The 14,466-nt window shown below is 36.3% G+C and carries 13 protein-coding genes and 1 riboswitch; of the genes, 12 read left to right on the top strand and 1 reads right to left on the bottom strand.

What is annotated here, in order from left to right; genetic code table 11:
- The 6 genes from uvrA (at position 1) to whiA (ending at position 7,812) form a co-directional block, all read left to right on the top strand.
- Positions 1–2,823 carry an excinuclease ABC subunit UvrA gene (gene uvrA / locus ACVWNY_RS05825; protein WP_218325417.1) on the top strand — a complete coding sequence of 941 codons (2,823 nt, stop codon included), beginning with the start codon at positions 1–3 and terminating at the stop codon, positions 2,821–2,823.
- 92 nt (positions 2,824–2,915) lie between these two features.
- Entirely contained in the window at positions 2,916–4,172 is a 1,257-nt protein-coding gene (locus tag ACVWNY_RS05830) for a carboxylate--amine ligase (protein ID WP_218325416.1), read from the top strand.
- Positions 4,173–4,174: 2 nt separating this feature from the next.
- A complete protein-coding gene (locus ACVWNY_RS05835; protein ID WP_218325415.1) occupies positions 4,175–4,888 on the top strand; it encodes an amino acid racemase in 714 nt (237 codons plus the stop codon).
- A gap of 90 nt (positions 4,889–4,978) precedes the next feature.
- Positions 4,979–5,866 (top strand): RNase adapter RapZ, encoded by an 888-nt coding sequence (gene rapZ, locus ACVWNY_RS05840; RefSeq protein WP_218325414.1) that lies wholly within the window; start codon positions 4,979–4,981, stop codon positions 5,864–5,866.
- Positions 5,863–6,861 (top strand): gluconeogenesis factor YvcK family protein, encoded by a 999-nt coding sequence (locus ACVWNY_RS05845; protein ID WP_218325413.1) that lies wholly within the window; start codon positions 5,863–5,865, stop codon positions 6,859–6,861. Before rapZ ends, ACVWNY_RS05845 begins: the two co-directional genes overlap by 4 nt.
- A gap of 15 nt (positions 6,862–6,876) precedes the next feature.
- Positions 6,877–7,812 (top strand): DNA-binding protein WhiA, encoded by a 936-nt coding sequence (whiA, locus tag ACVWNY_RS05850; protein ID WP_218325412.1) that lies wholly within the window; start codon positions 6,877–6,879, stop codon positions 7,810–7,812.
- A gap of 38 nt (positions 7,813–7,850) precedes the next feature.
- Here the strand turns inward: whiA and ACVWNY_RS05855 are convergent, their stop codons facing one another.
- A complete protein-coding gene (locus ACVWNY_RS05855) occupies positions 7,851–8,363 on the bottom strand; it encodes a thioredoxin domain-containing protein (RefSeq protein ID WP_218325411.1) in 513 nt (170 codons plus the stop codon).
- A 199-nt stretch (positions 8,364–8,562) separates the two neighbouring features.
- Between ACVWNY_RS05855 and cdaA the strand changes: the two genes are divergently transcribed.
- From cdaA to thiD, 6 genes are all read left to right on the top strand, one after another.
- Positions 8,563–9,441, top strand: a complete 879-nt coding sequence (cdaA, locus tag ACVWNY_RS05860) for a diadenylate cyclase CdaA (protein WP_218325410.1) — start codon at positions 8,563–8,565, stop codon at positions 9,439–9,441.
- Complete coding sequence (locus ACVWNY_RS05865; protein ID WP_454071817.1) at positions 9,441–10,538, top strand: CdaR family protein; 1,098 nt, start codon at positions 9,441–9,443, stop codon at positions 10,536–10,538. The genes cdaA and ACVWNY_RS05865 overlap by 1 nt, the downstream gene beginning before the upstream one ends.
- A gap of 22 nt (positions 10,539–10,560) precedes the next feature.
- Positions 10,561–11,916, top strand: coding sequence for a phosphoglucosamine mutase (gene glmM / locus ACVWNY_RS05870; protein ID WP_438720127.1), 1,356 nt, complete (start codon positions 10,561–10,563; stop codon positions 11,914–11,916).
- Between the two features lie 50 nt (positions 11,917–11,966).
- Positions 11,967–12,055, top strand: a riboswitch (TPP riboswitch).
- Between the two features lie 112 nt (positions 12,056–12,167).
- A complete protein-coding gene (thiM, locus tag ACVWNY_RS05875) occupies positions 12,168–12,989 on the top strand; it encodes a hydroxyethylthiazole kinase (RefSeq protein WP_438720126.1) in 822 nt (273 codons plus the stop codon).
- On the top strand, positions 12,953–13,621 hold the full coding sequence (gene thiE / locus ACVWNY_RS05880) for a thiamine phosphate synthase (protein WP_454071818.1): 669 nt from the start codon (positions 12,953–12,955) through the stop codon (positions 13,619–13,621). The genes thiM and thiE overlap by 37 nt, the downstream gene beginning before the upstream one ends.
- Positions 13,611–14,438, top strand: a complete 828-nt coding sequence (gene thiD / locus ACVWNY_RS05885; RefSeq protein WP_438720124.1) for a bifunctional hydroxymethylpyrimidine kinase/phosphomethylpyrimidine kinase — start codon at positions 13,611–13,613, stop codon at positions 14,436–14,438. Before thiE ends, thiD begins: the two co-directional genes overlap by 11 nt.
- Positions 14,439–14,466: the final 28 nt, after the last annotated feature.

The raw sequence follows: 14,466 nt of genomic DNA on the forward strand, positions 1-14,466 counted from the left end.
ATGGCAAATGATAAGATTGTAATCCATGGTGCGAGAGCCCATAATTTAAAAAATATTGATGTCACTATCCCACGAGATAAAATGGTGGTAGTGACAGGTCTTTCTGGTTCCGGTAAGAGTTCTTTGGCTTTCGATACTTTGTACGCAGAAGGCCAACGACGATATGTTGAAAGTTTATCTGCTTATGCCCGTCAATTTTTAGGACAAATGGATAAACCTGATGTCGATAGTATTGATGGCTTAAGTCCAGCCATTTCGATTGATCAAAAGACGACTAGTAAAAATCCACGTTCAACAGTTGGTACAGTAACTGAAATAAATGATTATCTACGGCTTTTATTTGCACGCGTGGGGCATCCAATTTGTCCCAATGATCACATTGAAATTACTTCTCAATCAGTTGAACAAATGGTAGATAAAGTTTTAGACTTACCTGATCGAACGAAAATTCAAATCTTAGCTCCAGTGATTAACAAGAAAAAAGGCCAACATAAAAAGGTCTTTGAAATGATTCAACGAGAAGGATATGTTCGAATGCGGGTAGATGGTGAAGTCTATGATGTAACCGATGCTCCTGAATTAGAGAAAAACAAAAAACATGATATTGCGATTGTGATTGACCGAATTGTTATCAAAGAGGGTATTCGTTCACGATTATTTGATTCTTTTGAAGCAGCATTGAGACTAGCAGACGGCTATGCTTTGGTTGATGTTATCGGAGAAGAAGAAATGTTATTTAGTGAACATTATGCCTGTCCATATTGTGGCTTTACTGTTGGTGAATTAGAACCAAGGCTATTCTCTTTTAATGCACCATTTGGCGCGTGTCCAGAATGTGATGGTTTAGGCGTAAAATTGGAAGTTGATTTAGATTTAGTGATTCCTGATACGACTAAAACTTTACGGCAAGGGGCTTTGATTCCGTGGAATCCAATAAGCTCTCAGTATTATCCGCAAATGTTGGAACAAGCAGCAACAAGTTTTGGTATTGATATGGATACACCATTTGAAGATTTACCGGAAGAACATAAAGATATTATATTAAATGGTTCTAAAGGTGAAAACTTCCATTTCCACTATGAAAATGATTTTGGTGGTGTCCGTGATGTAGAAGTTCCTTTTGAAGGGATTATCGCAAATATAGATCGTCGTTATCGCGAAACAAATAGTGACTTCACGAGAGAGCAAATGCGACTTTATATGACTGAATTAACTTGTCAAGCTTGTCGTGGCTACCGTTTAAATCCACAAGCTTTGTCGGTTCAAGTAGACGGAAGAAATATTGGTCAAGTTAGTGAAGGTGCGATTAATCAGACATTAGAATTTTTCGAGGCTGCTAAACTAAGTGACCAAGAAACTGTGATTGCTCAACCCATTCTGAAAGAGATTGGTGACCGCTTAAGTTTCTTAAAAAATGTTGGTTTAGATTATCTAACATTAAGTCGAGCAGCTGGAACTTTATCAGGTGGTGAAGCGCAGCGAATTCGCCTAGCAACTCAAATTGGTTCGAATTTATCAGGCGTTTTATATATTTTAGATGAGCCTTCGATTGGTTTGCATCAACGAGACAATGATCGTCTGATTCAGTCATTACAAAAAATGAGAGATCTAGGAAATACACTAATTGTGGTGGAGCATGATGAAGATACGATGCGGGCAGCCGATTATTTAATTGATGTTGGTCCAGGAGCTGGTGATGAAGGTGGAGAAATCGTGGCAGCGGGAACACCAAAACAAGTAGCTAAAAACTCCAAATCTTTAACTGGGCAATATTTATCTGGAAAGAAATCAATACCAATTCCTAAAGAGCGCCGCGAAGGTAATGGCAAGGAAATCAAGGTGACTGGTGCAGCGGAAAATAACTTAAAAAATATCGACGTAGCCTTTCCTTTAGGCAAATTCGTTGCGGTGACTGGTGTTTCCGGATCTGGGAAATCTACTTTAGTTAACCAAATCTTGAAAAAAGCCTTAGCACAAAAATTAAATCGTAATTCTAACAAACCTGGTAAATTTAAAAAGATTACTGGTTATGATCAAATTGAAAAACTAGTCGATATTGACCAAAGTCCAATTGGACGAACACCAAGAAGTAATCCAGCAACCTACACTAGTGTGTTTGATGATATTCGTGATTTATTTGCTAAAACTAACGAAGCTAAAATTCGTGGTTACAAAAAAGGACGATTTAGTTTTAACGTAAAGGGCGGTCGATGTGAAGCTTGTAAAGGTGATGGCATTATCAAAATCGAAATGCATTTCTTGCCAGATGTTTATGTGCCTTGCGAAGTTTGTCATGGGAAACGTTATAATTCTGAGACCTTAGAAGTCCATTATAAAGGAAAAAATATTGCTGATATTTTAGAGATGACAGTGGAAGATGCGGTTGAATTCTTCAAACATATTCCTAAAATTCATCGTAAACTAAAAACAATTGTCGACGTAGGTTTAGGCTATGTGACGATGGGACAACCGGCAACTACTTTATCTGGTGGTGAAGCTCAGCGGATGAAATTAGCTTCAGAACTCCATAAAAATTCTAATGGGAAAAACTTTTATATCTTGGATGAGCCAACTACTGGTTTACACACTGATGATATTGCTCGTTTGTTGAAGGTTTTAGAACGCTTTGTTGATGCAGGTAATACGGTATTAGTAATTGAACATAATTTAGACGTGATTAAATCAGCTGATTATGTGATTGATTTAGGTCCTGAAGGCGGCGATGGTGGAGGAACTATTTTAGCAACTGGTACACCTGAAGAAATTGCTAAAGTGAAAGAAAGCTACACCGGCTATTACTTAAATCGTGTGTTAGATAAATAATTTTAAAAATGCAAGCGGGAAGAACAGCTCTTCTTTGCTTGCATTTTTCTTTGTGGTATTATTGAAAGGACTAAGTTTAGAGGGGTAATCAAATGAATAAACAACAAAAATTTGTGCCGATTTTATTAGGTAGTGACATTAATGTTTATGGCATGGCACGGTCATTTCATGAAGCTTATGGTATTCATGTTGAAGCATATGCCGGCTTACAATTGGCGCCAACAAAATATAGCAAAATTGTAACGATTCATACAATTTCAGGATTCGCAAAAGATCCAGTTTTTATTGAAGAAATGCGTCGTTTAGCAAAAGAAAAATATAATGATTCCAATACGCGCTATTTGTTAATTGCATGTGGTGATGGTTATGCAGAACTCATTTCTCAACACAAAGATGAATTGTCCCAGTGGTATGTTTGTCCATACATTGAGTTTTCATTATTAGAGCGATTAATGAGTAAAGTTAGTTTCTATGATATTTGCGAGGAATATCATTTGCCTTATCCAAAAACTTTCATTATTACCAAAGATATGTTAGAAGATGGATTACTGACACAAGCGTTGCCATTTGATTTTCCGGTGGCTTTAAAACCAGCAGATAGTGTTGAATGGTTGTCAGTCGATTTTGAAGGACGAAAAAAAGCCTTTATTTTCGATAACCGTGATGAATTTGACGTTATTTTGAAACGAATTTATGAAAATGGTTATACCAGTGAAATGATTGCACAAGATTTTATTCCTGGTGATGACAGCAATATGCGGGTGTTGAATGCTTATGTGGATCAAAATCATAATGTTCGTATGATGTGCTTAGGTCATCCTTTGTTAGAAGATCCTTCTCCTGAAGCTGTCGGGAATTACGTAGCGATTTTACCGGAGTACAATGAAAAAATTTATCAAACGATTAAAAGCTTTCTAGAAAAAATAAATTATACTGGGTTTGCTAATTTTGACATGAAGTATGATTCTCGTGACGGGGAATATAAATTATTTGAAATTAATTTACGTCAGGGACGCAGTAGTTTTTTTGTTGTTTTGAATGGATTTAATCTTGCGCAGTATGTAACGGAAGATCGCATTTTTGAGATCCCTTTCCAACAAACTGACTACGGTATGGCGGAACCAGATAAAGCAGTTCTATGGATGGGTGTACCAAATGATGTGTTTACAAAGTACGCTAAAAACAACGAGGACAAAAAACTTGCTGAAAAATTATTAAAAGATAATCGTTGGGGAACTACTGTCTTTTATAAAGAGGACATGGGGCTACGTCGATGGGTACTGATGAAATATATGTTTTATAAATATAAAGGGCGTTTTGATGAATTCTTTAAAGAGAAAGAAGGATAAACTTGGAAAACTTTTTTAGTATTTTAGGAGGCATGGGAACGATGGCGACTGAAAGTTTCGTTCGCTTAATTAACCATCGGATCACTGCCCGTAAAGACCAAGATTATTTAAACTATGTATTATTTAATCACGCAACAGTACCAGACCGAACGGCTTTCATTCTGGATAACCAAAAAGCTGATCCGCGGATAAACTTATTAGATGATATCCGACAACAAAATTTATTGCAGCCAAATTTTATTGTTTTAACCTGTAATACGGCTCATTATTTTTATGAAGAATTACAAGCTGCAACAGAAATTCCATTACTTCATATGCCGAGAGAAGCTGCGAAAGCGTTACAAATGAAACAGCCAAATGGCGGAAAAGTCGCAATATTAGCAACTGAAGGAACCATGTACGCTGGTGTTTATCAAAAAGAATTGACGGATCTAGGTTTTGAAGTCATGAAACCAGATAAACAGTTACAGGAAAAGGTTAATCATTTGATTTACAAAGATGTAAAAGAAAATGATTATATCAATAGTGCCTTGTATTTAGAAATTTTGTCTGATGTCTTTGATCATTTAGGCTGTCACGAAGTTATTCTAGGCTGTACAGAATTGTCGTTAGTACAAGAAATGACAGCGGATGTCCCTTACTCAGTGACTGATGCCCAAAGTATCTTAGCAGATCGAACAATTGAGCGAGCACTGGCAGACAGATCTTCTCTTTAGGAGATCTGTTTTTTTAATGATCAAAATAGATAGTAATGATACGCCAGGAATGTTATACTTCTAAAGATGAGATGAAAGGATGTGATCGCTATGACGGATAATTTAAAATTAGTCATCATAACAGGAATGAGTGGTGCTGGAAAAACCGTTGCGATACAGAGTTTTGAAGATATGGGTTATTTTTGTGTAGACAATATGCCCCCTAGTTTGATACCAAAATTTTGGGAATTAATTAAAGAGAGTGGCAAAGTTACTAAAATAGCTTTAGTTGTAGATTTAAGATCCAGGGATTTCTTTGAAGAGATTCAAAATATGTTAATTGAAATTGAAAACACTGGCATGATTGATACCAGTACATTATTTTTAGATGCTTCAGATGCTGAATTAGTTTCACGCTATAAAGAAACCCGCAGAACCCATCCACTAGCGATGGAAGGATTAATTACAGAAGGTATTCGTAAAGAGCGGGCAATTTTAGAAGATTTAAAATTGCGGGCAACCATGGTAATTGATACTACAGATTTAACACCACGACAATTGAGAGAAAAAATAAATTTTGAATTTAAAACCAATACTGATTTAGGGTTTCATGTTGAAATGGTTTCTTTTGGCTTTAAGTATGGTTTACCAATTGATGCCGATATTGTAATGGATGTTCGTTTTTTACCAAACCCTCATTATATTCCGGAGTTACGGCCGCAAACAGGGTTAGATAAACCAGTCTATGATTATGTGATGAGCTTTCCGGAAACTGAATCTTTCTATCAGGATTTCTACCGTCTTTTAAAAAACATTATGCCGGGGTATATCAAAGAAGGGAAAAGTTCCTTAACGATTGCCATTGGTTGTACAGGTGGACAACACCGTTCGGTTGCTCTGAGCCAGAGAATTGGTCAAGCTTTAAGGGCGCTAGATTACAAAGTAAATATTACTCACCGTGATAAGGATAAGCGCAAAGAGACGGTGAATCGTTCATGAAATTAAAAACTTATCGGATTCGTAAACCTAAAATTGTTGTAATCGGTGGTGGCACTGGCTTACCGGTTATCTTGAAAAGTTTGAGAAATGAAAGTGCCGAAATATCAGCAGTTGTGACGGTGGCTGATGACGGTGGCAGTTCAGGTGAGTTACGAAATTCAATTGATATGGCCCCTCCAGGTGACTTAAGGAATGTTTTGGCTGCTCTATCTGATATGCCAAAATTGTATAATGATTTATTCCAATATCGATTTAACCAAGATGATAAATTTTTAGCCAATCATACGATTGGAAATTTGTTGATTGCTGCCTTATCAGAAATGCGTGGCAGCACTTATGAAGCTATTCAACTGTTAACTAATATGATGCATGTAGACGGGCACGTCTATCCTTCGTCAGAAGAACCTTTAGTGTTACACGCTGAGTTTACAGATGGAACGACCGCAGTTGGTGAGTCATCAATTGCCAAAGATCGCAAAACAATTCATCGAGTATATGTGACAGATAAAAATAATAAAACAGCAGAAAAAGCCTCTCGTAAAGTTGTTAAGGCTATTTTAGAAGCCGATATGGTTGTTTTGGGCCCAGGCTCTTTATTTACCAGTATTTTGCCCAATTTAGTCATTAAGGAAATTGGCGATGCGGTTAAAGAAACTGCTGCAGAAGTCGTTTATATCTGCAATATTATGACCCAACGAGGTGAAACGGAACATTTTAGTGATGCTGATCATGTGCGCGTTCTGCATGAACATCTAGATGCAAAATTTATCGATACAGTTTTAGTTAATACTGAAAAAGTCCCAGAAAATTATATGGATCCAGAAATTTATGATGAATATTTGGTTCAGGTGGTTCATGATTTCAATGGTTTAAGAGAAGAAGGCTGTCGGGTAGTTTCCACTGATTTCTTAAAATTAAGAAATGGTGGTGTTTTTCATGATGGCGAAAAAGTGGTGGAAGAACTATTTAGAATCGTTTTTGGTGCTAAAATTTAGTGAGGAGGCTAAGAAATGTCATTTGCAGCAGAAGTAAAAAAAGAATTGACGGGCTTAGCCGTTCAAAAAGAGGTTGCACAAGCTGAATTGGCCGCATTAATTCGAATGAATGGTTCGCTAAGTTTAAATAATCATCAATTTGTATTAAACATTCAGACAGAAAATGCTGCGATTGCGCGCCGAATATATACTTTATTAAAGGATCACTACAATGTTAAAAGTGAGCTTTTGGTTCGGCGAAAAATGAAGTTAAAAAAGAATAACGTTTATATTGTTCGCTTAAAACATGGCACACAAAATATTTTGGCTGATCTGAATATTATGGATGGTTATATGTTTCAGGCTCATATCGCTAAGGAAATTATTGATACGAATGAAAAAATTCGCGCTTATTTACGTGGGGCATTTTTGGCTTCTGGATCCGTTAATAATCCGGAAACCAGTCGCTATCATTTGGAGATTTCATCAATTTATGAAGAGCATAATCAAGATATTTGTGATTTATTGAATCGTTTTGACCTTAATGCCCGAACTTTGGCACGAAGAAATGGGTATATTACTTATTTAAAAGGTGCCGAAAAAATTGCTGATTTTTTAACACTGATTGGCGCAACTAATTCTATGTTGAAATTTGAAGATATCCGAATTGTGCGAGATATGAGAAATTCAGTGAATCGTTTAGTTAATTGTGAAACGGCTAATATGAATAAAACCATTGACGCCGCTTCAAAGCAAATTGGCAATATCCAATTTATCGAAAATACGATTGGTTTGCAGGCTTTACCAGAAAAATTACAAGAAATCGCAGAGTTAAGATTGTTACATCCAGAAGTTAGTTTAAAGGAATTAGGTGAGATGATTCCTTCAGGATCAATATCTAAGTCTGGGATCAATCATCGCATTCGAAAAATCAATGAGTTTGCAGAAGAATTAAGAACTAAAATAAGCTAAAAATTCAGCTATACATTTTATTGTATAGCTGAATTTTTTTATAGATTTAAATAGTCGCGTAATTCAGCTTCACTAACTGATTCATCAAAAATCTTGTCTTCAACTAAAATAGTCGGTACAAATTTGATGTTTGCTTGTTCAGCCTCATTACGAATCTCTCTTTGAGTTCCTTCATTTGGTTGTTGCTCTAGTTTTAAAGTGTTCTCAGCAAAAGCTGCAACACCTTCCAAAGAAAGTTCACCCCAAGTATTTTGAGTAGCGTATGCTTGGCTAATTTGCTCTAGAGCAACCGGTGCATTTTTGATATATTCATGCATCACGTTTCCCCGTTGCAAACTTTCTTTGTCTTTATCCAATAATTTAATAATACGTTGGACTTTTCCTTCTTTTACCGCTGCATCTAACAATTCTCTGGATTCATCAAACCATTTTTTACAGTAGGGACAACGTAAATTCATAAATTCTACAATTCTTTTTGGTGCTTGATCAGAACCAATCTTGATTCCATTAAAGTCGTTGACTAGTTCACCTTTGATAACAGAAATATCCATTTATATTCCCTCCTTCCTCCATAGTGTACAGAAAATACCGTCAAAAACCTATAACTTTGTACTAAAAACTTACGAAAAATTTATTTTACCATAATAATTATTTTTTTCTCAAAGGCAGTATGATAGCGTTTAAAACACTACAAGATTCTACTTGCTATGTTATACTTGTAAAGAAATTGAATAGAAAGAGAGGTTCCTTATGCCAAATAGTTTAGTTGAATTATTTACAGCCGATTATTGGACAAGCTTCTTTTCTGAAAACCTTTCTACTTGGAACATCTTTGTAAACCTACTGGACATTCTTGTTGTATGGTTTTTAATATATAAATTGTTCCAATTGGTTCGCGGAACAAAAGCAGATCAATTAATTAAAGGTGTCGCTGTATTTATCGGAATCTGGATCGTAGCAGAATTAATCGGCTTACACACATTGTCTTGGCTGATGAATCATGTGATTACTTACGGTGTAATAGCTGCCATCGTGATTTTCCAACCAGAAGTTCGACGGGGGTTAGAACATCTAGGTCGGACGACACTTTTTAAAACAAGTAAAAAAGAAGCACGCGACGATGAAAGAATGATCATAGCTTTTGATAAAGCAATTCAGTACATGTCAAAAAGAAAAATCGGCGCACTGGTAACTATCCAAAGAAACACTGGTTTAGATGATTATATTGAAACGGGAATAGATCTTGATGCCGATATTTCTGGTGAATTACTAATCAATATTTTTATTCCAAATACACCATTGCATGACGGTGCTGTAATTATTAAGAACGGAAAAATTGCGGCAGCATCAGCTTATTTACCCTTGTCTGATAGTATGCTGATTCCAAAAGAGTTTGGGACCCGACATCGTGCAGCAGTCGGTATTAGTGAAGTAAGTGATGCGGTTACTTTTATCGTTTCTGAAGAAACAGGCGGAGTCAGTATTACCTTAAATAATGATTTATTACATGATTTGTCTCAAGAAGAATATTTAACAATATTAAAACGAGAACTAATTCCAGTAGCTGAAAAAGACAAGAAAACCTTATTGCAATCCTTTATCGATGGTTTTTCGAGAGGAGGTAAATAATGCGGTTGAAATTTAAAAAAGAAAATTTACCTATATTATTAATTTCATTAGCCTTTAGCTTAGTCCTTTTCTTTAATGTGAATAGCTCAAATGTTAATCGCTTTTTTTCTTCAGATGATACATATGAAGAAGTGATTCAAAATGTACCAGTAAATTTGGTTTATGATGACGATCAGTATTTTGTTCATGGTTATACCAGTACTGTAACTGTAAAATTGACTTCTGCTAATCGTATTCAACTGAATAAAGAAGTTGATGCAGACACTAGAGATTTTACAATTGAAGCAGACTTAGAAAGTTATCGTTCGGGAACGCATGAGGTACGTTTAAAGACTAAAAACTTACCAACCGCTGTTACGGCAACGATTGATCCAACAACTATTTCAGCGACAATTGAAAGAAGACAAACCAAAGAGTTTTCAATTATACCTTCTTTAAATGCAAATTCAACGGGAACTGATCTGACTGTTGACCAATTAACGATTGATCCTGGAAAAGTTGAAATTACTAGCGGACGAGATACAATGAAAGAGATTGATCGTGTTGTCGCTTCTGTTGATGGTAGCCAATTAACAAATGATGGAGATAAAGTAGAAGCGCAGGTACAAGCCTTGAATGTAAATGGTGAAGTTTTACCCATTGAATCAAATCCTCAAACGGTTAGCGTCACATATGATATGGCACAAATAACTAAATCAGTTGATTTATATCCGATTGAGGAAGGTACGCGACCAGATGGCATTGATGGTTATAATATTCAATTAACTCGGTCGACGGCCAACATTACTGGTGCTGAATCCTCAGTCGAAAATGTGACTAGAATTGGTGTGCCAATAAACATTGATGGTTTAGATCACGATACAACGAAAATGGTTGATATTCCAACTGATGGCTTTAGTGTTTCACCTAAAAGCGTCAGTGTTCAAATTACGATAAATCGAAATACGGAATCTAGTGATAATACAGAAGAGAACGCGGGGAGCTCTTCCAGTGTTCAAAATGAAGATCCAAATCAGCAGCAGCCAGAATCATCTGATTCAGGCAACCAAACTGGTACCGAAACGAGTCAATCTCAAACGGTCCAATCATCAAATTGAAAAGAGAGGAATTTAGGTTATTATGGGAAAATATTTTGGAACAGATGGGGTACGCGGTATCGCTAATAAGGAGCTAACGCCAGAGTTAGCTTTTAAATTAGGACGTTGCGGTGGGTACGTTTTGAGTCAGCATGAAGAAAGAGAAGGCAGACCGAGAGTTTTAGTTGGTAGAGATACTAGAATTTCTGGTCAATTATTAGAGATGGCTTTAATATCAGGTTTACTATCTGTAGGAATTGAAGTATTTCAATTAGGTGTTATTTCTACTCCAGGTGTGGCTTACTTAACAAGAACACAAAAGGCATCAGCTGGTGTCATGATCTCGGCTTCTCATAATCCTGCCGAAGACAATGGTATTAAATTCTTTGGGGGAGACGGTTTTAAATTAGTCGATGATCAGGAGGCTGAAATTGAAGCACTCCTAGATGCAAAGGAAGATTTATTACCACGCCCTTCTGCAGAAGGCTTGGGAACATTAGATGAATTCCATGAAGGTTTATTAAAATATTCTCAATTTTTGGTCCAAACGGTACCAAATGATTTATCAGGTATCACAGTTTGTATTGATGCTGCAAATGGCGCAACTTCAACTAGTGTTAACCGTTTGTTCGCTGATTTAGAAACTGATTTTTATACTATGGGTACTTCACCAAACGGATTAAATATTAATGATGGTGTTGGCTCAACTCATCCAGAAAAATTAGCTGAATTCGTTTTAGAAAAAGAAGCTGATGTCGGTCTAGCTTTTGATGGAGATGGCGATCGAGTAATTGCAGTGGATGAAAAAGGTCGGGTTATTGATGGCGATCAAATCATGTATATTTGTGCCAAATACTTATCCGAAAGAAAACGCTTGAAAAAAGATACTGTAGTAACAACTGTTATGAGCAATCTTGGTTTCCATAAAGCTATCGAGGCTTTAGGTTTGAAAGATGTGATTACTGATGTTGGCGATCGCTATGTAGTTGAAGAAATGCGTAAAAATGATTACAACCTAGGTGGAGAGCAATCAGGCCATGTCTTATTTCTAGATTACAACACAACAGGTGATGGTATGTTAACAGGGATCCAATTGTTGAATATCATGAAACAGTCTGATAAAAAATTGTCTGAATTGGCTGATGAAGTTACGATTTATCCGCAAAAACTAGTAAATATTCGAGTGAAGGATAAATACGGTGCGATGGACGTTCCAGCAATCAAAACAGTCATCGATGAAACAGAGGCTGAGATGAATGGAGATGGACGTATTTTAGTGCGTCCTTCTGGTACCGAACCTTTATTAAGAATCATGGCAGAAGCGCCAACGACTGAAAAAGTTGAGTATTATGTTGAAAAAATTGCGGCAGTTGTTCGTGCGGAAATAGGCTTAGATTAAAAAATACTAGTTATTTTTATAAGGCTATGTTAGAATTTTTTACAATTGAATAGAAACATTTGGGGTGCCCTAGGCTGAGATAATACCCATTGAACCTGAGACAGTTAGTACTGGTGCAGGGAAATGTCAATGATAGCAAAACCAATCCCAATCATTTTTTGATTGGGATTTTTTTGTAAAACTCTCTTTGTCTTTATCAACTGCAAAGAGAGTTTTTTTCTAAATAATAATAAAAAAAGGAGGAATTTAATTTGAAAGTTACAAAATTTGTCGAATCAGCTTTTCCTTTAACATCAGCACCATTAATTCAATGCATCACCAATGAGGTTACTTGTGAGTCGGTGGCTAACGCATTATTATATGTTGGCGCAAAACCGATTATGGCAGATGATCCACGAGAATTTAAATCGTTTTTAAACGTTAGTGATGGCTTATTGTTAAATCTAGGACATATTTCACCAACTCGTGAGCTAAACATAATATTAGCAGCTGAATATGCTCATGAAATTGATGTACCGATTGTTGTTGATTTGGTAGGGGCGGCTGCTAGTCCATTAAGAATTGAAATCACGAAAAGATTATTAAAAAATCAACCGACAGTTGTTAAAGGAAATATTTCAGAAATGCGTAGTTTGTGTGAATTAGGCTCCGAAGCAAGAGGGGTTGATGTAAATGTAAGCGAACAAACGTTAGAAAGTTTAAAGGAACTGCAAAATGGGATGATAAAATTGACTGATAAATACCCTGAGACAGTTTTCTTTGCTACTGGTGAAAAAGACTTAGTATGCCAAAATGGAACTTGTTTTCTATTGAGTAACGGTGTAGCTGAATTGGACTGTTTTACTGGAACTGGCGATATTGTTGGAGCTTTATGTTGTGCATTATTAGGAGAAGGGCTATCACCAGTAAAAGCAAGTGTAACGGCAATTACTTATTTTAATCTTGCTGGAGAAGTTGCTAAACAAAAGACACAAGGACTTGCAAATTTTCGTCAAGAAACATTGAATCAACTTTCTTTATTATCTGAAGATAGCAAATGGTGGGAAAAAATAAAAGGAGAGGTATTAAATTGATAGATTATTCCATATATTTAGTAACAGATTCATCTGGTTTAACAGAAAAGGATTTTTTTAGAATAATTGAGCAAGCTTGTAAAAGTGGAGTTACTTTGCTGCAGTTAAGAGAAAAAGAATTAAGCACGCGTGACTTTTATCAGCGTGCCCTAAAAGTTAAGCAAATTACTGATCACTACAAAATTCCATTAATCATAAATGATCGCCTAGATATTTGCTTGGCCGTTGATGCGGCGGGTTTACATATTGGCGATGATGAAATGCCCGTAGAAATTTGTCGGCAATTGATTGGAGATAAAATTTTAGGTGTCTCTGTTAAGAGCTTGGAAGCTGCTACTGAAGCTGAGGATGCAGGTGCTGATTATTTTGGTGTTGGAGCAATCTTTCCAACAGAAACAAAGGACACCTCATTGGTTGCAATCAATACTTTAAAAGAGATCACTGGATGCACACAGCTTCCTGTTGTAGCAATCGGAGGGATAAAAGAAAATAATTTAGAAGAATTGTCAGGTTCAAAAATTAATGGTGTAGCCATTGTCAGTGAAATTATGCAAAGTCCAAATATTGAAGCGAAAGTTTTAGCATTGAAAAATAAATTTAAAGATAATAAGGAGCAGGTAAATGGAAAATAGTACCCCTCAAGTAGTAACGATTGCTGGGTCAGATTCAGGTGGCGGTGCCGGTATTCAGGCAGATTTGAAAACCTTTCAAGCAAGAAAGACATTTGGTATGTCCATTATTGTTGCGTTAACAGCACAAAATACTTATGGTGTTCAAGATAGTATGTTGATTCCTAGTGTATTTATCGAAGAACAATTTCAATCTTTGGCTGCTGATTTCAAGATAACCGCAGCGAAAACAGGTATGCTGGGAGATACAGAAAGAGTGTTAACTGTAGTAAAGCAATTAAAAAAAGTAGATTTTGGTCCGTTAATTGTTGATCCTGTGATGATTGCTAAAGGAGGTCATCCATTACTTACAGACGAAGCGGTAGGAACTATCATAGAAAATTTAATTCCGATTGCCACAGTAGTTACCCCAAATTTACCAGAAGCTGAGGTAATGATTGGACAAAAAATTGTGACCAATCGAGAAATAAAACAGGCTGCTAGAAAGATTCAAAAAATCGGTGCTCAAAACGTTATTATTAAAGGCGGTCATAGTCAAAATAGTGAAGCGGCTGATTATATCTTATTAGCTGATGGACAATCGTTTTGGCTAACTAGTCCACGAATTGATACGATCAGAACACACGGTACGGGAGATACATTTTCAGCTTGTGTTGCTGCAGAATTAGCTAAGGGAACTGATTTAATGGAAGCAATAAAAATTGGTAAAGCTTTTATTCATGGCGCAATTGAACAGCAAATACTTGTTGGACATGGTCACGGACCCACTAATCATTGGGCAAAATTAAGTCAAGAAATTCAAATACTAACTGACATTTAAAAAGCAGCCGACATTTTATTTTGTCGGC

Source organism: Enterococcus sp. JNUCC 77, assembly GCF_054819945.1.